The following is a 22,757-nucleotide window of genomic DNA, read 5'->3' as shown; positions in this document are numbered from 1 at the left end:
TGGCGGAACAGTTTCATGGCGACCAACAGCAGCTTCGAGGAACGGCTTCGACGCATCGGGGCCGAGCGCGGCGAGGCGGCGGGGACCACGGCCCCGGCGGCGATTCCCGATGAGCGCGGCACCACCAAGCGCCTGGTAGCCGGGATTTCGGCGGTGCTGGTGCTGGCGGTCGGGGTATCGGTCGCCAACACGGTGATCGGCGCCGGGGGAGCCGACGGCCGCGGATCGCTGGCCGAGGACGGCTGGGAGCCGGTGGTCAGCCGGGGCGTACCGGTGGGCGCCGGCACCGCCGAGCGCGTCGAGGACGGCTGGCTGCGGATTCAGGACAAGGACTGAGCCGAAACGCACTGCGCCGCCCGGGGGTGTTCCGGGCGGCGCAGCATCCGCGGGCGTGCGGATCAGTAGCGGTAATGCTCGGGCTTGAACGGGCCCTCGGGTGTCACGCCGATATAGGCGGCCTGTTCCGGCGACAGTTCGGTCAGTTTCACGCCGATCTTGGCCAGGTGCAGGCGGGCGACCTTTTCATCCAGATGCTTGGGCAGGATGTAGACCTGGTTCTGGTACTGCTCGCCCTTCGTCCACAGCTCGATCTGGGCCAACACCTGGTTGGTGAAGCTGGCCGACATAACGAAGGACGGGTGGCCGGTGGCATTGCCCAGGTTCAAGAGGCGGCCTTCGGACAACAAGATGATACGGTTGCCCGAGGGCATCTCGATCATGTCCACCTGGTCCTTGATGTTGGTCCACTTGTGGTTCTTGAGCGCGGCGACCTGAATCTCGTTGTCGAAATGGCCGATATTGCCGACGATCGCCATATCCTTCATCTCGCGCATGTGCTCGATGCGGATGACGTCGCGGTTGCCGGTGGTGGTGATGAAGATGTCTGCGGTGGACACGACATCCTCAAGCGTGACCACCTCGAACCCGTCCATCGCGGCCTGAAGCGCGCAGATCGGATCGACCTCGGTGACCTTGACCCGGGCGCCGGCACCGCGCAACGAGGCGGCCGAGCCCTTGCCGACGTCGCCATAGCCACAGACGCACGCGACCTTGCCAGCCATCATGGTGTCGGTGGCGCGGCGGATGCCGTCGACGAGGGATTCCTTGCAGCCGTACTTGTTGTCGAATTTCGACTTGGTGACGGAGTCGTTCACGTTGATCGCCGGGAAGGGCAACAGGCCCTTGTTCATCAGTTCGTAAAGACGGTGAACGCCGGTGGTGGTTTCCTCGGACACGCCCTTGATCATCTCGCGCTGCTTGGTGAACCAGCCCGGAGACTCGGCCATGCGCTTGCGGATCTGGGCGAACAGCGCCTCTTCCTCTTCACTGGTCGGCACGGCGATCAGGTCTTCCTCACCATTCTCGACGCGGGCACCCAGCAGGATGTAAAGCGTGGCATCGCCGCCATCGTCGAGGATCAGGTTGGCGCCGCCTTCCGGGAACATGAAGATGCGGTCGGCATAGTCCCAGTATTCCGGCAGCGTTTCGCCCTTGATGGCAAAGACGGGAATGCCCGCCTCGGCGATCGCGGCGGCGGCGTGGTCCTGGGTCGAGAAGATGTTGCACGACGCCCAACGCACCTGGGCGCCCAGGGCCACCAGCGTTTCGATCAAGACGGCGGTCTGGATCGTCATGTGAAGCGAGCCTGCGATGCGCGCGCCGGTCAGGGGCTTGGATGCACCGTATTCCTCGCGCAGGGCCATCAGCCCCGGCATCTCGGTTTCCGCGATGTCCAGTTCCTTGCGCCCGAACCCGGCCAGCGAAATGTCCTTGACGATATAGTCCTCAGCCATGGTGGCCATCTCCTCGGAATTGTACCTTGCCGCTGCCCTTAGCACTCTGCGGGTGGTTCGACAATGCGCCCGGCCCATGGCAAGCGGGCTTGTGACAACTAGGGTGAACGATGCGAAAGACACGCGCCTGGCAAAGGATGCTGTCGGGCCGGCGGCTGGACCTGCTGGACCCGACGCCCGTGGATATCGAGATCGAAGACATCGCGCATGGCCTTGCCTTCGTCGCGCGCTGGAACGGGCAGACCAAGGGGGACTATCCCTATTCGGTGGCCGAGCATTCGCTTCTGGTCGAGGAGATATTCGGACGGATCGTGCCCGAGACGCCGGTGAAATGGCGACTGGCGGCACTGTTGCACGATGCACCGGAATACGTGATCGGCGACATGATCTCGCCGGTGAAGGCGGCGGTAGGGCCTGATTACGAGGAACTTGACCGGCGGCTGGCGGTGGCGGTGCATCTGCGGTTCGGGTTGCCCGCACAGGTCCCCAAGACCGTCAAGGCGCAGATCAAGCGGGCGGACAGGGTGTCGGCCTGGCTGGAAGCCACCCAGATCGCGGGGTTCGACGTCGCCGAGGCGGACCGGTTCTTCGGCAAGCCGAGGCCGGCACTGATCGAGGGTCTGTCGATCCACCTGCGCCCGCCGGTCGAGGTGCGTGCCGATTACACCGCGCGGCATGCGGCGCTGATGGCGCGGATGTGAGCCACCAGATCAGCCGCAGACAGTTCCGGCCTGCCCGGCGCCGCTTTGCCAGCCGATGAAACGTTCGCGTGTGAAGGTCAGGACCAGGTCGCCCCAGGCCAGACGCCTTTCGATCCCGGCGGGGCAGGTTGCCGTCGGCAGGGATCGGGGCGGGCCGAGGTCGCGGGACAGCGCGGCGATCACCCCGTCCGGGGCGCGGCCCAAATCCACGCGCAAGGGGCTGCCGGAAACGGCCAGCCCGGCCGTATCGGGCAGAAACAGGGTCGAAACCCGGTCAGGGGGCGTGCTGACGCAGCCCGCCACCAGCACAGCCAGCGCGGCCGCGCCGGCCCTCACCGCGGGCTGCGCTTGGCCAGGATGCGCTGCAGCGTGCGGCGGTGCATGTTCAGGCGACGCGCGGTTTCCGACACGTTGCGGTCGCACTGTTCATAGACGCGCTGGATATGTTCCCAGCGGACACGATCGGCCGACATCGGGTTTTCGGGGGGCGGCGGCAGGCTTTCGCCATCGGCCAGAAGCGCGGCGGTGACATCGTTGGCATCCGCGGGCTTGGACAGGTAATCGGTCGCGCCGATCTTGACCGCGGCCACGGCCGTGGCGATGGCGCCATAGCCGGTCAGCACGACGATCTTGGCCTCGGGCCGTTTTTCCCGCAGCACCTCGACCACGTCGAGCCCGTTGCCATCCTCGAGCCGCAGGTCCACCACCGCATAGGCGGGCGGGCGCGCGGTGGCGATTGCCTTGCCGGCCGCGACGGAATCCGCCGTTTCCGTCTGGAAGCCGCGTTTTTCCATGGCACGCGCGAGGCGCCGCAGGAACGGCTCGTCATCGTCCACGATAAGCAGGGACGGATCGGGGCCAAGATCCTTCATTTCGCCGTCGGCCATGGGGCAACCTCCTGATGGAGCCAGACATTTTCGGCTCTTTTAAGACGTTAACACGGGTGGGTCAATTTCACTCAGAACGAATCGAGGAAGCAGGTCACGCGCGCTGCCATTTCCTCGGGCGTCACGTCGCGGTCGAACACCTCGACCACGCCAAGCCCCGGGAAGGCGAGATAGGTGAAGGTCGAGTGGTCGATCAGGTAGTATTCGTCTTCCGGGTCCTGCACCCGGTAAAAGGTGCGATAGGCGCGGCTGGCGGCCTGGACCTGGTCGGGGCTGCCGGTCAGACCCAACATCCGGGGATGCATGTATCCGGTGAATTCCGCCAGCAATTCGGGGGTGTCGCGCGCCGGGTCGATCGAGATGAAGACCGGTGTCACCACGCGCCCGGCCGCATCCAGAAGGTCGACGGCGGCGGCGTTGCGGCTGTTGTCCAGGGGGCAGACATCCGGGCAGAAGGTATAGCCGAAATAGATCAGCGTCGGACCGGTGATGACATCGGCCTCGGTCACCGTCTTGCCGGTTTCGCTGACCAGGGTGAACGGCCCGCCCAGCTGTGCCGGGTCGCCCCCGATCCGGCCGGTACGGCATTCCGCGAACCGATCGTCGCCGGACCCGGTGCCCAAAAGGTAGACCGCCCCCCCGGCGAGCCCGGCCAGGGCAAGACCGGCGGCTGCGGCCAAAGCGATACGGTTCATGGCGGTCCTCCTTTGGTGGGCCGTAGCGCATTGATCGGGGTTTGCGGCCGGATTAACAAGGGAAAAGCCTGCGACGGGACACCCCATGCCTGAACCCTCTGCCGACCTTCTGCCGCCGACCGAGCGCAGCAACTGGATCCGCCTGCGCACGCTGATCCTGTTGCGCTGGGCCGCGATTGCGGGCCAGGTCATCGCCATCGCGGTGGCCGAGCTGTATTTCCGCATTCAGCTGGACCTGGGGCTGCTGCTGCTGGTGGTCGGTGCGGGCGTTCTGGCCAATATCATCGCCGTCGCCGTCTATCCCGAGAACCGGCGCCTGTCGGAAACCGAGACGATGCTGACGCTGCTGTTCGACATCGCGCAGCTGGCGGCACTCTTGTTCCTGACGGGCGGGCTGAACAATCCCTTTGCGCTGTTGATCCTGACGCCGGTGACGATTTCGGCCACCGCGCTCAGCCAGCGGTCCACGCTGTTCCTGGCACATGTGGCCTTTGCGCTGGTGACGGTGGTTGCGTTCTATCACCTGCCGCTGGTGACCGCCGATGGCGAGGTGCAGCGATTGCCGAACATCTTTCTCTTCGGGTTCTGGGCGGCCATCGTGATCGGGATTTCGTTCCTGGGGCTGTATGCCGACCGGGTGACGTCCGAGATGAACAAGATGTCGGACGCGTTGCTGGCCACGCAGATGGCGCTTGCCCGCGAGCAGAAACTGACCGACCTGGGCGGCGTGGTGGCGGCCGCGGCGCATGAGCTGGGAACGCCGCTGGCCACGATCAAGCTGGTCAGTTCCGAGATGATCGACGAACTGGCCGACCGGCCCGAACTGCGCGAGGACATGGAGCTGATCCGCGACCAGGCCGACCGCTGCCGCGATATCATGCGGTCGATGGGGCGGGCCGGGAAGGACGACCTGCACATGCGCACCGCGCCGCTGGAAGCGATCGTCGAAGAGGCCGCCGAGCCGCATCTGAACCGGGGCAAGGAGCTGATCTTCACCTCGGAGCCGATCCATGGCGGCGCGCCGCGGATGCCGGTGGTCTATCGCCGACCCGAGATCATTCACGGGCTGCGCAACCTGATCCAGAATGCCGTGGATTTCGCCGACACCCGGGTCTGGGTGGTGGCCCAGTGGACACCCGATGAGATCACGATCCGCATCATGGATGACGGGCCGGGCTATCCGTCGCACCTGCTGGGACGGATCGGCGATCCGTTCGTGCGCCAGCGCCGCAACCCCGCGCATCAAAAGAAACGGCCCGAATACGAGGGCATGGGGCTGGGGCTGTTCATCGCCAAGACCCTGCTGGAACGATCCGGTGCCGAAGTCAGTTTTGCCAACGGATCGGACCCGTTCCTGACCGATGCGAACCGGACCGAAAAGCGCGGCGCCGTGGTCGAGGTGCAATGGCCGATCTCGACGATTGGCGTCAGCGCGGAATCACAGCTTGCCGCGCTGGGCGAGAACCTTCCGATCGAGGCGTGAGCGCGGCCGGTCCGCAACAGATGTTCGGCATTCGAAACGCTTTATTAACCGGACGTTAACCGTTCTGTCGAAAGTTTGTCCCAAGGGCAGCGGGCTGTGGGGCAAGATATGGTTATCGACTGGATACACGCGCTGATCCTGGCGGCGACGTCGATCGTGACCGCCACCATCGCGCTGGTCGCCTTGCCGATGCTTCCCCGGCTTGGCCCGACGGCGCCGCGCGCGCGGGCCGAAACCGACATGGTGTTCCTGTTCGACGGCGAACACCTGGTCGACACTACCCCCGAAGGCCAGCGGTTCCTGGCCAGCGGGCCATCCGGCCTGTCCGACTGGCAAAGGTTCTGTGCGCTTGTCGCGCCGCGCTTCCCCGGCTTTCGCGATCGGATCGCGCAGCTGGCGCAGGATGGCAGCGCCTTGATGACCGAGGCGGGCGGGCAGGCCCAGATTGCCGCGACCTGGCTGGATGGCGTGGCACGGCTTGCACTGCACCTGCCCGACAAGGATTTGGCCTGCGGCCTGCCCGACGCCCAGAGCCTGGCGGCGATGGCGGCCGAACTGACCACCCTGCGCGACGTGGTCGAGGCCATGCCCACCCCCGCATGGCAAGAGGACGAGGCCGGCGCGGTGGCCTGGGCGAACAGCGCCTACCTGGCCCTTGTGCGGGCCCACCAGGGCGACGACACCCCGCTAAGCTGGCCACTGCCGCCACTGTTCGTGCCGCAACCCTACGAGGACGCGCCCAGGCGCGAGGTGATCCACCTGAGCGATCAGGAGGAACGCTGGTTCGATTGCGTTTCGGTCACGGCCGAGGGGGCGCGGCTGCATTTCGCCCTGCCCGCCGATGCCGCGGTGCGCGCCGAGACGGCACTGCGGAACTTTGTGCAGACGCTGACCAAGACCTTTGCGGAACTGCCCATCGGCCTGGCCGTGTTCAACCGCGCGCGCGAGCTGGTGCTGTTCAACCCGGCGATGTCGGACCTGTTCAACCTGGAACCCGAATTCCTGACCGGGCGGCCGACGCTGGTCAACCTGCTGGACCGGTTGCGCGAAACACGGATGATGCCCGAGCCCAAGGATTACCGCACCTGGCGCGAACAGATCGTCCGGCTGGAACGCGATGCCCAGGACGGGATCTTTTCCGACACCTGGACGCTGCCCTCGGGGCAGGTCTATCGCGTGACGGGGCGGCCGCATCCCGACGGCGCGGTGGCCTTCCTGTTCGAGGATATCAGCGCCGAAATGTCCCTGACCCGCCGGTTCCGCGGCGAGATCGAGACCGGCCAGGCGGTGATCGACAGCCTGGACGAAGCGATTGCCGTGTTTTCCAGCGGCGGTGTGCTGACGATGTCGAATGCCCCTTATTCCGAGCTGTGGGGCGAGGACCCCCAGCTGGTCATGGGCACGGCCGATATCGCCGGAGCGACCGCGCGCTGGCAACAGAACTCGCTGCCCGAGGAAACAGGGACGGCGCTGGAAATGGGCCGGATGATCCGCCAGCGCAAGGCATGGACCGGCACGTTGGTGCATCGCGACGGGCGGCGCCTGGCCTGCCGGCTTCGCCCGGTGGGCGGCGGCGCGGTGCTGGTCGGGTTCCGGCCCGATGGGCAGGAACGCAGCGCCGAGGCGCAGGTTTCCCGCGCCGTCGGCTGATCCGGCCTTGCGGGGGGGCGATTGCGGCGTAAAACTGCGCGCATGTCGCCACCGGCCCCATCCGTTCACGCCCAACTGACGCTCGCCTCCGAGGCAGAGACCCGCGCCCTTGCCGGGCGTCTGGCCACGCTGCTGCACGCGGGCGACACCCTGTTGCTGGATGGGCCGATCGGCGCCGGCAAGACCGCCTTTGCGCGCGCAATGATCCATGACCTGCAGGCGCGCGCGGGCCTGCCGCCCGAGGACGTGCCCTCGCCGACCTTCACGCTGGTGCAGGTCTACGAGGCCGGCGCGCTGGAGATATGGCACGCCGACCTGTACCGGCTGAGCCATCCCGACGAGGCCGTCGAACTGGGGCTGGACGAGGCCTTTGCCACGGCGTTGTGCCTTGTCGAATGGCCGGACCGGCTGGGCAGCCTGGCGCCGACCGGTGCGTTGCGGCTGGCCTTTGCGCCCGGCCCGTCGGAGGATGCGCGCCTGCTGACCCTGTCGGCCGACGATCCGGCCTGGTCCGCGCGCCTCGCGCCGCTGCTTGCCGCCTGTGAAGATGCCTGAGCGCGCCGACGTCATCACCGGCTTTCTGGACCGCGCGGGCTGGGGCAAAGCCACGCGGCAACCGCTTGCCGGGGATGCCTCGAACCGCCGGTACGAACGGTTGACAGGCGGGCCGGAGGCCGCGCGCGCCGTCTTGATGGATGCCCCGCCGGAAACCGGCGAAGACGTTCGCCCCTTTCTGCGGATCGCGCATTACCTGTCCGGTCTTGGCCTGTCGGCACCGCGGATCCTGGCCGAAGCGCCCGAGACCGGGCTGTTGCTGCTGGAGGATCTGGGCGACGACCTGTTCGCCCGCGTGGCCGCGCGCGACCCCGCCCGGCAGGATGCGCTTTACGCCGCCGCTGTCGACCTGCTGGCCGGACTGCACCGCGTCGCGCCGCCAGAAGGCCTTGCCGCCTATGACGCACGGACCATGGCGGACCTCGCCTGCCTGCCCTTCCAGTGGTACCTTCCGGGCCTTGGCGGCGGCGCCCCCGACGCGGAAACGGATGCGTTTCGGGCCGAAATAGAGATGCATCTTGCCCTGGACTGCGCCCCTTCGGTGTTGATCCTGCGCGATTTCCATGCCGAGAACCTGATCTGGCTGCCCGAACGGCAGGGCCCGGCGCGGGTCGGCCTGCTGGATTTCCAGGATGCCCGGGTCGGACACCCGGCCTATGACCTTGTCTCGCTGCTGGAAGACGCGCGGCGCGACGTGCCCGGGGACCTGCAGGCGCGGATGCGCGCACGCTATGTCGCCGCCACCGAGCAGGATCCCGACACCTTTGCCCGCGCTTACGCCCTGTTGGGGGCGCAGCGTAACCTGCGCATCATCGGCGTGTTCGCGCGGCTGTGCCTGCGCGACGGCAAGCCCGGCTATCTTCCGATGCTGCCGCGCGTCTGGGACCACCTGATGCACGACCTCTCCCATCCCGACCTGGCCGGGTTGCGCGCGCGGTGCCTTGCGCTGCTGCCGCCGCCCGAGCCCGATTTGATCGACCGGATCGCACGCCGATGCAGCCCGATGCGTTGATGCTGTTCGCCGCGGGGTTCGGCACCCGGATGGGGGCGCTGACCGCCGACCGGCCCAAGCCGCTGATCGACGTCGCCGGTCGGCCGCTGATCGACCATGCGCTGGGCTTGGCGGGCGGGGCGGGCATCGCGCGCATCGTGGTCAATACGCATTACCTGGCCGAGCAGGTGGCGGCCCACCTGGCCGGGCGGGCGGGAGTCACGCTTTCGCATGAGGCCGAGCGCATTCTCGATACCGGGGGCGGGCTGCGTCATGCGCTGCCGCTGCTGGGCGCGGACACGGTGTTCACGCTGAACAGCGATGCGGTCTGGACCGGCCCCAATCCGCTGGACCGGCTGGCCGCGGCCTGGGACCCGGAGCGGATGGACGGGTTGATGCTGCTGGTGCCCGCGGCGCGCGCCCGCGGCCATCGCGGCGCAGGCGATTTCACGATGGACGATGCAGGCAGGCTGACGCGTGGGGGGACGGGCGTCTATACGGGAGCGCAGATCCTGAAGACAGGCAACCTGGGCCCAGTGGACGCGTCGGTGTTTTCGCTGAACCGTGTCTGGGACCGGATGCTGGCCGAAGGTCGCCTGTTCGGACTACTGCACATGGGGGGCTGGTGCGACGTGGGCCATCCGGCCGGGATCGCCGAGGCAGAGGCGATGCTGATGGAGGCCCGCGATGACTGAGGCCGGGCGGCCCAACCTGTTCGGCCTGCCGCCCGGCGTGGATTTCCCGGCGGCGTTCCTGACCGGCCTGGAGACACGTCTTGGCCCCCGGCCCGAGGATTGGGCAAGGACCGAGATCTGGGTCAACACCCAGCGCATGCGACGGCGGCTGCAAGAGTTGTTGCAGGCCGGCCCGCCGCGGCTCTGGCCGCGCATCCGGCTGGTCGCGGATCTGGCCCGGCACCCGATTCTGGCCGATCTTCCGCCCCCGGTTTCGGCCCTGCGCCGGCGTCTGGAACTGGCGAGGCTGGTGGGCCGGCTTCTGGAGCTCGAGCCCGACCTGGCGCCGCGCAGTTCGATCTACGACCTGGCCGACAGCCTGGCGCTGTTGATGGACGAGATGCAGGCGGAGGGGGTCGCGCCCGATGCGGTGCAGTCGCTGGATGTCGGCGATCTGTCCGCGCATTGGGCGCGGGCGCAGCGGTTCCTGGGACTGGTTCAGACCTATCTTGACCCCGATCCGGCCGCGCGGGGCGGCGAGGGGGCGCGGCAGCGGCTGGCCGCCAAGCGCCTGACCGCGCGTTGGGCGGAAACGCCGCCCGACCACCCGGTGATCGTTGCGGGCAGCACGGGATCCCGCGGCGCCACGGCGGTGTTCATGGCCGGGGTGGCACAACTGCCGAAGGGGGCGGTCGTTCTGCCCGGATTCGACATGGACATGCCCGCCGAGACCTGGGCGGCGCTGGACGACGCGCTGGCCGCCGAGGATCATCCGCAATACCGGTTCCGCCGGCTGCTGGACGTGCTGGATGCCGGCCCGGAGGCTGTGCGCCCGTGGTGCCCCGATGCGGCCCCGCCCAGCCCTGCGCGCAACCGGCTGGTGTCGCTGGCGCTGCGGCCCGCGCCGGTGACTGATCAATGGATGGACGAAGGGCCTGCGCTGGACGACCTGGCCGGGGCCACGGCCGATCTGTCGCTGATCGAGGCGCCCTCGCCCCGGGCCGAGGCATTGGCGATCGCGTTGTGCCTGCGCGAGGCGGTCGAGGCAGGGCGCACCGCCGCCCTGATCACCCCCGACCGGACGCTGACCCGGCAGGTGGCCGCCGCGCTGGACCGCTGGGCGATCCTTCCCGACGACAGCGCGGGCCAGCCGCTGCCGCTGTCGCCGCCGGGCCGTTTCCTGCGCCAGGTCGCGGCGTTGTTCGGGCGGCGGCTGACGGTGGCGGATCTGCTGGCGCTGCTGAAACATCCGCTGACGGCGTCGGGCGTGGGCGTACGGGCGCGCCACCTGCTTTGGACGCGCGAACTGGAACTGGCGTTGCGGCGAGAAGGCCCGGCCTTCCCCGATGCTGCGGCGCTAAGGGCATGGGCCACCCGGCGCGACGATGGCCGGGCCGACTGGGCCGAGTGGCTGGCTGGGGCGCTGGGCGGGCTGGATCGGGCCGGAACAGTCTCTTTAGAGGCCCATGTCTCGCGCCACCTGGAACTGGCGGAAACGCTGGCCGCCGGACCGGGTGCGACCGGCAGCGGCGCGCTTTGGCTGGAAGCGGCGGGCGAGGTTGCGCTGGTCACCTGCGAGGCGCTGCGAACCGAGGCGGGCGCCGGGGGCGAGATGTCGCCCGCCGATTACAGCGCGCTGTTCGACGGGGTGTTGCAAGAACGCGAGGTGCGCAGCCCCGTCGAACCACATCCCGGCATCATGATCTGGGGCACGCTAGAGGCACGGGTGCAAGGCGCGGAACGGGTGATCCTGGCCGGGCTGAACGAGGGGTCGTGGCCGGAAACGCCCGCGCCGGATCCCTGGCTGAACCGGCAGATGCGCGCCGCGATCGGCCTGTTGTTGCCGGAACGGCGGATCGGTCTGGCGGCGCATGACTTTCAACAGGCGATCGCAGCGCCCGAGGTGGTTCTGTCACGCGCCGTGCGCGATGCCGAGGCCCAGACGGTGCCCGCGCGCTGGCTGAACCGGTTGACCAACCTTCTGGGCGGGCTGGGCGATCAGGGCGGGCCACGGGCCCTGGACGCGATGCGCGCGCGCGGCGACCGCTGGCTGGAGATGGCCAATGCGCTGGAACGGCCCCGGCACATGCTGCCGGCGGCGCCACGCCCATCGCCCTGCCCCCCGGTCGAGGACCGCCCGGCCGAACTGTCGGTCACGGCGGTCGAGCGGCTGATCCGGGACCCCTATTCCGTCTATGCCGAGCGCATTCTCGGGCTGCGCCCTCTGGATCCGCTGATCCACACCGCGGATGCGCCGTTACGCGGCACGGTGCTGCACCGGGTGCTGGAACGGTTCCTGGCCCAGCCGCTGAATCCCGATCCCGTTGCGGCGCGGGACGAGTTGTTGACGCTGGCCGATACGGTTCTGGCCGATGAGGCGCCCTGGCCCGCCGCGCGCACGCTGTGGCGGGCGCGTCTTGCGCGGGTCGCCGACAGCTTTGTCCGCAGCGAGGCCACGCGTCAGGCCGAGGCCCGCTGCATCGCGCGGGAACGGCGCGGCGCGGTCGCCCTGGCTTCGGGGTTCATCCTGAAGGCCAAGGCCGACCGGATCGACGCGCGCCCCGACGGCAGCCTGGTTCTGTACGACTACAAGACCGGCACGCCGCCCAGCGTGAAATCCATGGAACTTTTCGACAAGCAGCTTTTGCTGGAGGCCTGCATCGCGGCGCGCGGCGGTTTCGAGGGGATCGCGGCCGCCCCCGTTCACCATGTCAGCTATCTGGGGCTGGGCAACCCGCCCAAGACGGTCACCCACGGGCTGGAAAACGGGCTTGTCGACGCCACGTGGGCCGAACTGGGCCGGTTGATCGCGCATTACCAGGACCGCGCACAGGGCTATACCGCGCGCAGCCGCCTGCAGAAACGCACGGATCGCAGCGATTACGACCTGTTGTCGCGCTATGGCGAATGGGACGAAACCGACGGCGCGGTCCGGCTGGAGGTGGGCGGATGACCCGGCACGAGGCCACTGAACGTCAGGTTCAAGCCGCGGATCCGGCGAACTCGACCTGGCTTTCGGCGAATGCGGGGTCGGGCAAGACGCGGGTTCTGACCGACCGGGTGGCGCGGCTGTTGCTGAACCGCGTGCCGCCGCAACGCATTCTTTGCCTGACCTATACCAAGGCCGCGGCCAGCGAGATGCAGAACCGCCTGTTCGAGCGGCTGGGCGCCTGGGCGATGCTGGGCGATACCGATCTGCGCAAGGCGCTGGGCGAACTGGGCGTGGGCGGGCCGATCGAGGCGGCACTGTTGCGCGAGGCGCGGCGGCTGTTCGCCCGCGCGATCGAAACGCCCGGCGGATTGAAGATCCAGACCATCCATTCGTTCTGTGCATCGCTGTTGCGGCGGTTTCCGCTAGAGGCCGGGGTCTCGCCGCAATTCGCCGAGATGGATGACCGCGCGGCACGGCGGTTGCGGGCCGAGATCGTCGAAGAGATCGCCGACGGGCCGGATGCGCCGGCCTTTGCCGGGCTGGCCCGGTTTCATACCGAGGACGATCTTGACGCCCTGACCGCCGAGATCGCAGGCCAGCGCGCGCGGTTCGACGACCGCCCCGACGCAGACGCGGTGTTCCGGCTCTTTGGGCTGGCGCCGGGCTTCGACGCGAGTGCACTTTTGCGGGGCGTCTTTGTCGGCGACGAACCCGCCTTGATGGCGCAGGTGTTGCCGGTGCTCCATGCGGGCAGCAAGACCGACGCGAAGGCGGCCGACCTGCTGGGCGGGCTGGATTTCACCAGATCTTCGCTGGACCTGTTGCAGGCGCTGGAGGGGCCGTTCCTTTACGGTGCAGGCGTCAGCAAGGCGGAGCCTTTCTCGGCCAAGATCGGCGCCTTTCCCACCAAGGCGACGCAACAGGCGCTGGGGCCAGCGTTGGCCGGGCTGAACGCCCTGATGGACCGGGTGGCCGAGGGCCGGCGCCAGCGCATCGCCCTGGACGCGGCGGAACGGACGTTGGCGCTGCACCGGTTCGCCGCGGTGTTCCTGCCCCGCTATGCCGCGCGCAAGCAGGCCCATGGCTGGCTGGATTTCGACGACCTGATCCTGAAGGCGCGCGCGCTGCTGACCGATCCGGGGGTGGCGCAATGGGTGCTGTTCCGGCTGGATGGGGGGCTGGATCACATCCTGGTGGACGAGGCGCAGGATACCAGCCCCGTGCAATGGGACGTGATCGAACTGCTGGCGCAGGAATTCACCGCGGGCGCGGGGGCGCGGGCCGGAGTCGAGCGGACGATCTTTGTCGTCGGCGACAAGAAACAGTCGATCTATTCCTTCCAGGGCGCCGATCCGGGCGGATTCGACCGGATGAAACAGGCGTTCGGCGAACGGCTGCGGGGGATCGGCCGGTCGCTGGAACCGCTGACGCTGGACTATTCCTTCCGCTCGTCCGAGGCGATCCTGCGCGCCGTCGACATGACCTTTCCGCATGGCGCGCGGCAGGGGCTGGATATCGAGATGCAGCACCGTGCGTTCCATTCCGACCTGCCCGGGCGTGTCGATCTGTGGCCCGTGGTCGAGGACGGCGAGACCCCCGAGACAGGGCATTGGGCCGAACCCGTGGACACCCTGTCCGAAACGCATCCGACGGTAAAGCTGGCCCGCCGGGTGGCCGGGTCGGTACGGGCGATGATCGACGATGGCGCGACCATCGCGGTCAAGGGCCGGGATGGATCGTTCAGCCGCCGGACGGTGCGCGAGGGCGACGTGCTGATCCTGGTGCAGCGCCGGTCGGACCTGTTCCACGAGATCATCCGGGCCTGCAAGGCGCAGGAGCTGGAAGTGGCGGGTGCCGACCGGCTAAAGATCGGGGGGGAACTGGCGGTGCGTGACCTGACCGCGCTGCTGGCGTTCCTGGCGCTGCCCGAAGATGACCTGTCGCTGGCCTGCGCGCTGCGCTCGCCTCTGTTCGGGTGGGACGAGGCGGCGCTGTACCGGCTGGCCGCAAAGCGTGACGGGGCATTCCTGTGGGAGGTGCTGCGCAACGCCGATTGGGCCAAAACAGAGACGAAAAAGACCCTTTTCGCCCTGCGGGACGAGGCCGATTTCCTGCGCCCCTATGATCTTCTCGAACGGGTCCTGACGCGCCATGACGGACGCCGCCGCCTGATCGCCCGGCTGGGCGACGAGGCGGAAGATGGCATCGACGCGCTGTTGGCGCAGGCGCTGGCCTACGAGCGGATCGAGGTGCCGTCGCTGACCGGTTTCCTGGCCTGGCTGGAAAGCGACGAGGTCGAGATCAAGCGCCAGCTGGATTCAGGCGGGAACCGGCTGCGGGTGATGACGGTGCATGGCGCCAAGGGTCTGGAATCACCCATCGTGATCCTGCCCGATACCGCCGACCGTCCGGTGCGCATCCGCGACCAGCTTTACCCGCTGCCGGACGGCAAGATCGCCTGGAAAACGCCCGCCGACGCGCGCCCGCCCATCCTGGCCGAGGCGCACGAGGCCCGGGCGGCGCGCGAGGCAGAGGAACGCGCGCGTCTGCTTTACGTGGCGATGACCCGCGCCGAGCAATGGCTGATCGTGGCGGCGGCGGGCAAGCTGTCGAACGATGGCAGCGACTGGTACAGCCGGATCGGGGCGGGCCTGCGCCGACTGGGCGCCGAGGACATGAATTTCGGTTTCGGCCCGGGGCTGCGCTATGAAACCGGGCATTGGGAGGCCGGCGAAATCCGCGACGGCGCCGAACCGTCCGCGGCCGAGACGGCCCTGCCCGGCTGGACCCGCCAGGAGGCCGCGCGCCCGGACCGGCCGCCGCAACCGATCCTGCCTTCGGACCTGGGGGGGGCCAAGATCCTGCCGGGCGAGTCCGACGGGTTGGAGGCCGAGGCGGCCAAGGCACGGGGAACGTGGCTGCACCTGCTGCTGGAGCATCTGCCCGACGCCGCGCCCGGGGATCGTCCGGCATTGGCCCGCGCACTGCTGGAGACGTGCGATCCGCCGGCGCCGGCCGACGCGATCGCGATACTGTACGCCGAGGCCGAGGCACTTCTGGCGCAGCCTGACCTGGCGCATGTCTTCGCCCCCGGCACACTGGCCGAAGCGGCGTTTTCCGCAGAACTGGACAGCCGCCCCCTGCGGGGAACGATAGACCGGCTGATTCTCGGGACGGATCACATCCTGGCGGTGGATTTCAAGACGAATGCGCTGGTGCCCGACCGGGCCAAGGACGTGCCCGAGGGGCTGTTGCGGCAACTGGGGGCCTATGGGCATGCACTAGCGCAAATCCATCCGGGGCAGCGGATCGAAACCGCGATCCTTTGGACGCGAACGGGTAGGTTGATGACGGTTCCCGCACCTTTGCGCGAGGCGGCGCTTGCCCGCGCGCGGCTGCCTTGACGGCCCCCGGCGCGCTACTTACTGTCCGGTGCGATCGCAGGTTCCAAGGAGAGACCAGATGCCGACCCACGCCGTCACCGACGACACCTTCGACGCCGAGGTGCGCAATTCCGACATTCCCGTCGTGGTGGATTTCTGGGCCGAGTGGTGCGGACCCTGCAAGCAGATCGGCCCCGCGCTGGAAGAACTGTCGGACGAGTACGAAGGCAAGGTGAAGATCGTCAAGGTCAACGTCGACGACAACCCGAACACGCCCGCCCAGATGGGCGTTCGCGGCATTCCGGCGCTGTTCCTGTTCAAGGACGGGCAGGTCGTATCGAACAAGATCGGCGCCGCACCCAAGGCCGCGCTGAAGGGCTGGATCGAAGAGTCGGTCTGACACGGTCTTTCCCTGGCTGAGACAAAGGGGCGCTGCGGCGCCCCTTTCTGTTGCGCGGCTTGTGGGGCAGCATCGAGCGCATATATCGGCCCAAGCGCAAGACGGAGGTCGCTCATGGCAGACAACGAGTTTCCCGGCTGGCACGGCACGACGATTGTCGGCGTCAGGCGCGGCGGCGAAGTGGTGATCGCGGGCGATGGGCAGGTCAGCCTGGGCCCGACGGTCATCAAGGGCACCGCGCGCAAGGTGCGCCGTCTGTCCCCCGGCGGCTATGATGTCGTTGCCGGGTTTGCCGGATCGACGGCCGATGCCTTTACGCTGCTGGAACGGCTGGAGGCCAAGTTGGAGGCCACGCCGGGCCAGTTGCAGCGCGCTGCGGTGGAACTGGCCAAGGACTGGCGCACCGACAAGTACCTGCAAAAGCTGGAGGCGATGCTGATCGTCAGCGACGGGGTGGAAATGTACGTGATCACCGGGGCGGGCGATGTTCTGGCACCCGAACATGACGTGGCGGCGATTGGCTCTGGCGGGAACTATGCGCTGGCCGCGGCGCGCGGGCTGATGGAAAAGACCGACCTTTCGGCCGAAGACATCGCGCGCAAGGCGATGGCGATCGCGGCCGACATCTGCGTCTACACGAACGGCAACCTGACGGTGGAGACGATTTCGAAATGACCGACCTGACCCCCCGCGAGATCGTTTCGGAACTGGATCGTTTCATCATCGGGCAAAAGGACGCCAAGCGCGCCGTCGCCGTGGCGCTGCGCAACCGGTGGCGGCGCAAGCAGCTGGGCGATGACCTGCGCGAAGAGGTTTATCCCAAGAACATCCTGATGATCGGCCCCACCGGCGTCGGCAAGACCGAGATCTCGCGCCGCTTGGCCAAGCTGGCCCGCGCGCCCTTCATCAAGGTCGAGGCGACCAAGTTCACCGAGGTGGGCTACGTGGGCCGCGACGTGGAGCAGATCATCCGCGACCTTGTCGAAAGCGCCATCACCCAGACCCGCGAATGGATGCGCGACGAGGTCAAGGCCGCGGCCCACCAGGCCGCCGAGGACCGGGTGATCGCCGCCATCGCCGGAACGGATGCGCGCGAACAGACGCGCGAAATGTTCCGCGGCAAGCTGAAGCGCGGCGAGCTGGACGACACGGTGATCGAACTGGAGGTGACCGAAAGTTCGAACCCGCTGCCGATGATGGAGATCCCGGGCATGCCGCCGGGCCAGGGCGGCGGGATGATGTCGCTGGGCGATCTGTTCGGCAAGGCCTTCGGGGGGCGAACGGTCAAGAAGAAGCTGACGGTGCGCGACAGCTACGAGATCCTGATCTCGGAAGAGGCCGACAAGCTGTTGGACGACGAAACGGTGACGCGCACCGCGTTGGAGGCCGTGCAGGAGAACGGGATCGTCTTTCTGGACGAGATCGACAAGGTCTGCGCGCGGACCGACATGCGCGGCGGCGATGTCAGCCGCGAAGGCGTGCAGCGCGACCTGCTGCCGCTGATCGAGGGCACGACGGTGTCGACGAAATACGGCCCCGTGAAGACCGACCACATCCTGTTCATCGCGTCCGGCGCGTTCCACATCGCGAAACCTTCGGACCTGCTGCCCGAATTGCAGGGCCGTTTGCCGATCCGGGTGGAACTGCGCGCGCTGACCGAGGCCGATTTCGTGCGCATCCTGACCGAAACCGACAACGCGCTGACCCGGCAATACACCGCGCTGATGGAGACCGAGAAGGTCAGCGTCACCTTCACCGATGACGGGATCGCCGCGCTGGCGCGGATCGCCGCCGAAGTCAACGAGAGCATCGAGAATATCGGGGCGCGGCGGCTTTACACGGTCATGGAGCGGGTGTTCGAGGAACTCAGCTTTACCGCGCCCGACCGAAGCGGCGAGGCGGTCGAGGTGAACGCCGGCTTCGTCGAGAAGAACCTTGGTGAACTGACGCGCTCTGCCGATATGACCCGATATATCCTGTAAATCCTGTTGCAACCTGCGGCGGGGGCCGCCCGTGCGCCGACATATCGTTCTTGTCCTCTGCCTTGTCGCGCTGGCGGCCTGCGCACCGCGCGGGGCACTGTACCTTATGCCCGAGCCGGGGCCCGGCGCGGTTGAGCGCACCGTGTTCATCGGCACAACGCGCACGCCGGACCCGGGCGGGCAGTTCTCGAACCTGCGGTCCGAAGCGCTGACGTTGGGCAGCTATACGGTCGCGATCCCGCCCGGGCGGGCGGCGGGGCAGATCGCCTATCCCTATGGCGCGCCCGACCCGGCCGAGGATTTCGTCACCACCGATGCAGAGCTTTTCGACCGGCCGTCGGCCTTTACCGCCGCGCTGTCGCGGAACCTGCGAACGCGCCCACCGGGCGAACGGACGGCAGTGATCTTCGTCCACGGCTTCAACACCAATTTTGCCGAAGGGCTGTATCGGTCGGCGCAGCTGGCACATGATTTCGGGATCGGAGGTGTGACGCTGCACTATTCCTGGCCCAGCGCCGGCAGCCCCTTCGGCTATGCCCATGACCGCGACAGCGCGCTGTTCGCCCGCACGGGGTTTGACGAGTTCCTGGATGCCGTGATCGCGGCGAAGCCCGAACAATTGCTGATCGTCGCGCATTCGATGGGTGGCCTTCTGACCATGGAAACACTGCGGCAGATGGCATTGAAGGCCCCGGGCCGGGTGGGGCGTGAAATCGACGGCCTGGTGCTGTTGTCGCCCGATATCGACGTCGAGGTGTTCCGGTCGCAGGTGCGCGATATCGGCCGAATGCCGCGCAGCGTTCTGGTCTTCACCTCGCAACGCGACCGCGCCTTGCTGCTTTCGGCGCGGCTGTCGGGCCAGCGCGACCGGCTGGGCAATATTGAAAGCCTGGAAGATGTGGCCGACCTGGAGGTGACGGTGCTGGACGTGACCGGGTTTTCGCGCGGGCTGGGGCATTTCACGGCGGGCAGTTCGCCCGACCTGATCCGGCTGTTGCGCGGCGTGCCCGACCTGGAACGGGCGTTCAACTCTGGCGCGCCCGGTCGACCGGGACTGCTGCCCGGCACGGTCATCACGGTGCGCAATGCAACCGAGATCATCCTGTCGCCGCTGACCGCACTTGCCGCGACACCCTAGGCGCACACCCTCGCCGGCCCGTTCCCGGGCAAGACTGTCCGGCTATCCCGACCGCGGCCGCCTGAGATAGACATAGAATGCCCCGTCTCCGCCATGGCGGCGATGCGCCTCGGTAACCTGCAACACAGCGGCGGCCAGCGGTGCCTGGTGAAGCCAGTGCGGCACCTGCCGTTTCAGCACACCGCGGCGTTCGGGGATCGGGCCATCGCCATCGGGGCCGCGTCCCTTGCCGGTGATGACCAGAACCAGCCGCCGGCCCGCAGCGTGGTTGCGCAGGATGAACCCGGTCAGCGCGGGATGCGCCTGGGCAAGCGTCATGCCATGCAGGTCGATCCGTGCTTCGGGCGCCAGCTTGCCGCCCTTCAGCCTGGCAAAAGCCTTCCGATCCATGCGAACCGGCATGGACGTCGAGGCCCCGTCGGCGACATGCGCGGACGGGTCGGGCGCACGGGCGCCCACGCGAAATGGCTCCAGTTGCATGGGTGGCGTCGGTGGGCGGTCAGGCCGGGTGTTTTCGTGCTTTGACGCCGCGGCGGGTGCCGGCGGGCAAGATCGGCCCGGCATGGGCCGCGTGCGCCGGGCAACCTGTTCCCACAAGACGCGATCCTCGCGGCTAAGCTGTCCCGTACGCCGACGCCCCATCGCCTAGCCCTCGGGCAACATCGCGAGCGCCGTATCGATCGGCAACAGCACGACCAGGCGACCGCGATCACGCACACGGCCGGCCTGATCCCCGGCATCGGCGCCCGTACCATAGAAGATATCCGCCCGCTGCGCGCCTTTGATCGCCGAGCCGGTATCCTGTGCCACCATCAGCCGATGAAGCGGCGCACGTCCGCCCTTCTCGATCCAGACGGGCGCGCCCAGCGGCACGTAGTCAGGATCGACCGCAACCGTCCGCAGCGGCGTGATCGACCGGTTCATCGCGCCCAGCGGCCCCTTGTCGGCGGGCACGCGCTTCAGCTCGCGGAAGAACACGAAGGACGGGTTGTGCAATAACAGCTCTTGCCCCTCTTCGGGGTTACGGCGGACCCAGGCGCGGATCACCTGGGCCGAAACCTGGTGCGGCTTGTAGATACCGCGGCGCACCAGTTCCTGCCCGATCGAGCGGTACTCTTGCCCGTTCTTGCCGCCATAGCCCACGCGAATCGCCGTGCCGTCGGTCAGCCGGATCCGCCCGGAACCCTGTATCTGAAGGAAAAACACGTCCACCGGATCGTCGAGCCAGGCGATTTCGAGACCGCGACCTTTCAGCAGGTCGCCCTCCTCGATCTCGCGGCGCGAGAACCAGGGTTGCCCCGGAACCATCTCGGGCGGTTTGCGATAGATCGGATAACGGAAACGCGCGTCCGGTTGACGGGCGCCGTGCAGTTCGGGTTCGTAATAGCCGGTGAACAGCGCGGGTTCCGAACCTCCGATCAGAACCGGGCGGAAAAACATTTCGAAGAAACGCCGCGCGTTGTCCTGCGTTTCGGCGACAGCGCAAAGCGAGGACCAGGCCGGATCATCCAGATCGGGGCAGGTTTCGCGAAATACTGCCAGCGCCTCGGCGTGGTCGTCCCGGTCCCAGCCCTTGAGGTCATCAAAGCCGAGTATCTCGACCGGCGCATCGGCCCGCGCTGGCCCCGCGCTCATTGCCACGGCCAGGCAGATCGCGGCGCCGAGCGCATTGATCATTCGCCCGTGGCGACAAGCTGCCAGTTGGGATCGTCGACGCCCATCTTGCGCGCGAATGTCCAGACATCGCGCTGGCGCTTGATCTCGTTCGGGCTGCCCTCGATCACGTCACCGGCCTTGTTCCGCACGACCGATGTCAGCTCGCCGACGAACTTGACGGTCAGTTCCGCCTCGGCGGTGTCGCGGTCGAAAGTGGCATCCTTCAGCGTCAGTTCCCGGACGCCGACGAAATTCGCCTCGACGGTCAGGCCCTGATCTTCGCGCAGTTTCACGACTTCGGCGAAACTGTCGAAGACATCGGGCGCAAGAAAGGCCTGAACATCCTCAAGTTCGCCGCGTTCGAACGCCATCAAGATCATTTCATAGGCCCCGCGGGCCCCGTGCAGGAACTCGCCCACCGAAAAGCCGGGTTCGGCCATTTTCATCGCGGCCAGCGCCTTGGCGGCGTCGCTGCCATCGGGGACATGGTCGATGATATCGGTATCGACGTCACCCTCGATCACCTCGAAATCGCGACGGGCATCCGCACGGCGCGACGCCGGGTCCGGCATGGACAGCGGCGGTTTCTCGAAGCCTTCTCGTGTCCCAAGGACCGAGCGCAGCCGCAGAACAAGGAACACGGCGATGCCCGCGAGAACCAGAAGTTGGATGATGGCAGAGCCCATGTAGACCTCGCAGCACGCCGGAAGGGTTTGTATCGAAGCGATACCGGACATATGTAAGGCACGCCTAGGGTCAAGTCCACCAGCCCGACCCAAGGCAAAGAGGTTCGAACATGTGGCTTTTCCTTCTGTTCCTGGCGGTCCCGCTGATCGAGATCGCGCTGTTCATCCAGGTGGGCGGTGCGATCGGGCTGTGGCCGACGCTGGGGATCGTCATCCTGACCGCGGTGATCGGCACCTGGCTGATCCGGCAGCAGGGGGCGCTGGCGATGACACAGGTTCGAAATTCGTTCCGGGAATTGCGCGACCCCGCCGAGCCCCTGGCCCATGGCGCGATGATCCTGTTTTCCGGGGCGCTTTTGCTGACGCCGGGTTTTTTCACCGATGCGGTGGGTTTCGCGTTGCTGATGCCGCCGGTACGGGCCGCGGCCTATCGCTGGTTGTCCAAGCGCATCGTGGTTCAGTCCATGACCTATGGCACGGCGCCCCAACGTGATCCACGTGGGCCCGGCGACGTGATCGAGGGCGATTTCAAAGAGGTTTCGCCCGGACGTGGCAATGCCGATCACCCTTCGGGCTGGACGCGGCATTGAGCCTGTCGGGTCAAGCTGCTAATTCACATCGCGACGTAACAATCGGCAGGAGCATGCCATGAGCGAAACCGAGGGCAACGGCGCCGCCGCGCAGCCGCCGCAGGTCAAGATGCAGATTCTGGGGCAGTACATCCGGGACCTGTCGTTCGAGAACATCCTGGTGCGCAAGGGCGCGCAGGGCGAGGTGACGCCGGATATCTCGGTTCAGGTGGCGCTTGATGCGCGCAAGCGGCCGACCGATCATCAGTACGAGATCATTACAAAGTTCACGATCAATTCCCGCAACAAGAGCGACAACGCCCAACTGTTCCTGCTGGAGCTGGAATATGCCGGCATCTTCCACGTGGAAAACGTGCCAGAGGAACAGCTTCACCCGTTCCTGCTGATCGAATGTCCGCGGATGCTGTTCCCCTTCGTGCGGCGCATCGTGTCCGACATGACGCGCGACGGTGGATTCCCGCCGCTGAACCTGGAGCCGGTGGATTTCGTTGCGCTTTACCGCCAGGAAATCGCACGCCGGGCCCAAGAGGCGCAGCAGCAGCCGGTCGGCAACGCCTGAGG

General features: G+C 67.5%; 22 protein-coding genes. 15 read left to right on the top strand and 7 right to left on the bottom strand.

Annotated features, from left to right (window positions below; genetic code table 11):
- The first annotated feature begins 15 nt into the window (after positions 1–15).
- Positions 16–336: a hypothetical protein gene (locus EV662_RS13495; protein WP_132463415.1), complete on the top strand. Its 321-nt coding sequence runs from the start codon at positions 16–18 to the stop codon at positions 334–336.
- Between the two features lie 62 nt (positions 337–398).
- On the opposite strand, the gene ahcY is transcribed toward EV662_RS13495, so the two are convergent.
- Positions 399–1,793: an adenosylhomocysteinase gene (gene ahcY, locus EV662_RS13490; protein WP_132463412.1), complete on the bottom strand. Its 1,395-nt coding sequence runs from the start codon at positions 1,791–1,793 to the stop codon at positions 399–401.
- Between the two features lie 110 nt (positions 1,794–1,903).
- Here ahcY and EV662_RS13485 point away from each other — a divergent pair, with 110 nt between their 5' ends.
- Positions 1,904–2,494: an HD domain-containing protein gene (locus EV662_RS13485; protein ID WP_132463409.1), complete on the top strand. Its 591-nt coding sequence runs from the start codon at positions 1,904–1,906 to the stop codon at positions 2,492–2,494.
- A gap of 9 nt (positions 2,495–2,503) precedes the next feature.
- Here the strand turns inward: EV662_RS13485 and EV662_RS13480 are convergent, their stop codons facing one another.
- The 3 genes from EV662_RS13480 to EV662_RS13470 all read right to left on the bottom strand — a co-directional run bounded on the left by EV662_RS13480 (position 2,504) and on the right by EV662_RS13470 (position 4,076).
- The gene (locus EV662_RS13480; protein WP_132463406.1) at positions 2,504–2,830 is read right to left on the bottom strand and encodes a hypothetical protein; all 327 of its coding nucleotides are present in this window, start codon (positions 2,828–2,830) and stop codon (positions 2,504–2,506) included.
- Positions 2,827–3,381, bottom strand: a complete 555-nt coding sequence (locus EV662_RS13475; RefSeq protein WP_132463403.1) for an ActR/PrrA/RegA family redox response regulator transcription factor — start codon at positions 3,379–3,381, stop codon at positions 2,827–2,829. The genes EV662_RS13480 and EV662_RS13475 overlap by 4 nt, the downstream gene beginning before the upstream one ends.
- Positions 3,382–3,452: 71 nt before the next feature.
- A complete protein-coding gene (locus tag EV662_RS13470; RefSeq protein ID WP_132463400.1) occupies positions 3,453–4,076 on the bottom strand; it encodes an SCO family protein in 624 nt (207 codons plus the stop codon).
- Between the two features lie 85 nt (positions 4,077–4,161).
- Here EV662_RS13470 and regB point away from each other — a divergent pair, with 85 nt between their 5' ends.
- The 11 genes from regB to EV662_RS13415 all read left to right on the top strand — a co-directional run bounded on the left by regB (position 4,162) and on the right by EV662_RS13415 (position 19,264).
- Positions 4,162–5,559 carry a sensor histidine kinase RegB gene (gene regB / locus EV662_RS13465; RefSeq protein WP_132463397.1) on the top strand — a complete coding sequence of 466 codons (1,398 nt, stop codon included), beginning with the start codon at positions 4,162–4,164 and terminating at the stop codon, positions 5,557–5,559.
- Between the two features lie 108 nt (positions 5,560–5,667).
- Positions 5,668–7,209 carry a PAS-domain containing protein gene (locus EV662_RS13460; protein ID WP_132463394.1) on the top strand — a complete coding sequence of 514 codons (1,542 nt, stop codon included), beginning with the start codon at positions 5,668–5,670 and terminating at the stop codon, positions 7,207–7,209.
- Between the two features lie 42 nt (positions 7,210–7,251).
- A complete protein-coding gene (gene tsaE / locus EV662_RS13455) occupies positions 7,252–7,764 on the top strand; it encodes a tRNA (adenosine(37)-N6)-threonylcarbamoyltransferase complex ATPase subunit type 1 TsaE (RefSeq protein ID WP_132463391.1) in 513 nt (170 codons plus the stop codon).
- Complete coding sequence (locus tag EV662_RS13450) at positions 7,757–8,776, top strand: aminoglycoside phosphotransferase family protein (protein ID WP_132463388.1); 1,020 nt, start codon at positions 7,757–7,759, stop codon at positions 8,774–8,776. The genes tsaE and EV662_RS13450 overlap by 8 nt, the downstream gene beginning before the upstream one ends.
- Positions 8,758–9,450, top strand: a complete 693-nt coding sequence (locus EV662_RS13445) for a nucleotidyltransferase family protein (protein WP_132463385.1) — start codon at positions 8,758–8,760, stop codon at positions 9,448–9,450. Before EV662_RS13450 ends, EV662_RS13445 begins: the two co-directional genes overlap by 19 nt.
- Complete coding sequence (addB, locus tag EV662_RS13440) at positions 9,443–12,382, top strand: double-strand break repair protein AddB (RefSeq protein ID WP_132463382.1); 2,940 nt, start codon at positions 9,443–9,445, stop codon at positions 12,380–12,382. The genes EV662_RS13445 and addB overlap by 8 nt, the downstream gene beginning before the upstream one ends.
- Positions 12,379–15,765, top strand: coding sequence for a double-strand break repair helicase AddA (gene addA / locus EV662_RS13435; protein ID WP_132463379.1), 3,387 nt, complete (start codon positions 12,379–12,381; stop codon positions 15,763–15,765). Before addB ends, addA begins: the two co-directional genes overlap by 4 nt.
- A 58-nt stretch (positions 15,766–15,823) precedes the next feature.
- Entirely contained in the window at positions 15,824–16,144 is a 321-nt protein-coding gene (trxA, locus tag EV662_RS13430) for a thioredoxin (RefSeq protein ID WP_132463376.1), read from the top strand.
- A 114-nt stretch (positions 16,145–16,258) separates the two neighbouring features.
- A complete protein-coding gene (gene hslV / locus EV662_RS13425) occupies positions 16,259–16,819 on the top strand; it encodes an ATP-dependent protease subunit HslV (protein WP_132463373.1) in 561 nt (186 codons plus the stop codon).
- Positions 16,816–18,126 (top strand): ATP-dependent protease ATPase subunit HslU, encoded by a 1,311-nt coding sequence (hslU, locus tag EV662_RS13420; RefSeq protein WP_132463370.1) that lies wholly within the window; start codon positions 16,816–16,818, stop codon positions 18,124–18,126. Before hslV ends, hslU begins: the two co-directional genes overlap by 4 nt.
- A 31-nt stretch (positions 18,127–18,157) precedes the next feature.
- The gene (locus EV662_RS13415) at positions 18,158–19,264 is read left to right on the top strand and encodes an alpha/beta hydrolase (RefSeq protein WP_132463367.1); all 1,107 of its coding nucleotides are present in this window, start codon (positions 18,158–18,160) and stop codon (positions 19,262–19,264) included.
- Between the two features lie 42 nt (positions 19,265–19,306).
- Here EV662_RS13415 and EV662_RS13410 read toward each other — a convergent pair whose 3' ends face one another.
- The 3 genes from EV662_RS13410 to EV662_RS13400 form a co-directional block, all read right to left on the bottom strand.
- Positions 19,307–19,744, bottom strand: coding sequence for a Smr/MutS family protein (locus EV662_RS13410; RefSeq protein ID WP_341799084.1), 438 nt, complete (start codon positions 19,742–19,744; stop codon positions 19,307–19,309).
- Between the two features lie 165 nt (positions 19,745–19,909).
- Complete coding sequence (mltA, locus tag EV662_RS13405; RefSeq protein ID WP_132463361.1) at positions 19,910–20,941, bottom strand: murein transglycosylase A; 1,032 nt, start codon at positions 20,939–20,941, stop codon at positions 19,910–19,912.
- Complete coding sequence (locus EV662_RS13400; protein ID WP_132463358.1) at positions 20,938–21,606, bottom strand: Tim44/TimA family putative adaptor protein; 669 nt, start codon at positions 21,604–21,606, stop codon at positions 20,938–20,940. The genes mltA and EV662_RS13400 overlap by 4 nt, the downstream gene beginning before the upstream one ends.
- Before the next feature lie 110 nt (positions 21,607–21,716).
- Here EV662_RS13400 and EV662_RS13395 point away from each other — a divergent pair, with 110 nt between their 5' ends.
- Both EV662_RS13395 and secB read left to right on the top strand, forming a co-directional pair.
- A complete protein-coding gene (locus EV662_RS13395) occupies positions 21,717–22,196 on the top strand; it encodes an FxsA family protein (RefSeq protein WP_132463355.1) in 480 nt (159 codons plus the stop codon).
- A 58-nt stretch (positions 22,197–22,254) separates the two neighbouring features.
- On the top strand, positions 22,255–22,755 hold the full coding sequence (gene secB / locus EV662_RS13390) for a protein-export chaperone SecB (protein ID WP_132463352.1): 501 nt from the start codon (positions 22,255–22,257) through the stop codon (positions 22,753–22,755).
- Positions 22,756–22,757 lie beyond the last annotated feature (2 nt).

The organism is Rhodovulum marinum, from assembly GCF_004343075.1.
GTDB classification, from domain to species: Bacteria; Pseudomonadota; Alphaproteobacteria; order Rhodobacterales; family Rhodobacteraceae; genus Rhodovulum; species Rhodovulum marinum.
This window is presented reverse-complemented; position numbering and strand designations above follow the sequence as displayed.

Excerpts from the sequence above, each read along its gene's own strand:
- EV662_RS13495 (WP_132463415.1), top strand. The coding sequence starts at position 16 with ATGGCGACCAACAGCAGCTTCGAGGAACGGCTTCGACGCATCGGGGCC.
- ahcY (WP_132463412.1), bottom strand. The coding sequence starts at position 1,793 with ATGGCTGAGGACTATATCGTCAAGGACATTTCGCTGGCCGGGTTCGGG.
- EV662_RS13485 (WP_132463409.1), top strand. The coding sequence starts at position 1,904 with ATGCGAAAGACACGCGCCTGGCAAAGGATGCTGTCGGGCCGGCGGCTG.
- EV662_RS13475 (WP_132463403.1), bottom strand. The coding sequence starts at position 3,381 with ATGGCCGACGGCGAAATGAAGGATCTTGGCCCCGATCCGTCCCTGCTT.
- EV662_RS13470 (WP_132463400.1), bottom strand. The coding sequence starts at position 4,076 with ATGAACCGTATCGCTTTGGCCGCAGCCGCCGGTCTTGCCCTGGCCGGG.
- regB (WP_132463397.1), top strand. The coding sequence starts at position 4,162 with ATGCCTGAACCCTCTGCCGACCTTCTGCCGCCGACCGAGCGCAGCAAC.
- EV662_RS13460 (WP_132463394.1), top strand. The coding sequence starts at position 5,668 with ATGGTTATCGACTGGATACACGCGCTGATCCTGGCGGCGACGTCGATC.
- tsaE (WP_132463391.1), top strand. The coding sequence starts at position 7,252 with ATGTCGCCACCGGCCCCATCCGTTCACGCCCAACTGACGCTCGCCTCC.
- EV662_RS13450 (WP_132463388.1), top strand. The coding sequence starts at position 7,757 with ATGCCTGAGCGCGCCGACGTCATCACCGGCTTTCTGGACCGCGCGGGC.
- EV662_RS13445 (WP_132463385.1), top strand. The coding sequence starts at position 8,758 with ATGCAGCCCGATGCGTTGATGCTGTTCGCCGCGGGGTTCGGCACCCGG.
- addB (WP_132463382.1), top strand. The coding sequence starts at position 9,443 with ATGACTGAGGCCGGGCGGCCCAACCTGTTCGGCCTGCCGCCCGGCGTG.
- addA (WP_132463379.1), top strand. The coding sequence starts at position 12,379 with ATGACCCGGCACGAGGCCACTGAACGTCAGGTTCAAGCCGCGGATCCG.
- trxA (WP_132463376.1), top strand. The coding sequence starts at position 15,824 with ATGCCGACCCACGCCGTCACCGACGACACCTTCGACGCCGAGGTGCGC.
- hslV (WP_132463373.1), top strand. The coding sequence starts at position 16,259 with ATGGCAGACAACGAGTTTCCCGGCTGGCACGGCACGACGATTGTCGGC.
- hslU (WP_132463370.1), top strand. The coding sequence starts at position 16,816 with ATGACCGACCTGACCCCCCGCGAGATCGTTTCGGAACTGGATCGTTTC.
- EV662_RS13410 (WP_341799084.1), bottom strand. The coding sequence starts at position 19,744 with ATGCAACTGGAGCCATTTCGCGTGGGCGCCCGTGCGCCCGACCCGTCC.
- mltA (WP_132463361.1), bottom strand. The coding sequence starts at position 20,941 with ATGATCAATGCGCTCGGCGCCGCGATCTGCCTGGCCGTGGCAATGAGC.
- EV662_RS13400 (WP_132463358.1), bottom strand. The coding sequence starts at position 21,606 with ATGGGCTCTGCCATCATCCAACTTCTGGTTCTCGCGGGCATCGCCGTG.
- EV662_RS13395 (WP_132463355.1), top strand. The coding sequence starts at position 21,717 with ATGTGGCTTTTCCTTCTGTTCCTGGCGGTCCCGCTGATCGAGATCGCG.
- secB (WP_132463352.1), top strand. The coding sequence starts at position 22,255 with ATGAGCGAAACCGAGGGCAACGGCGCCGCCGCGCAGCCGCCGCAGGTC.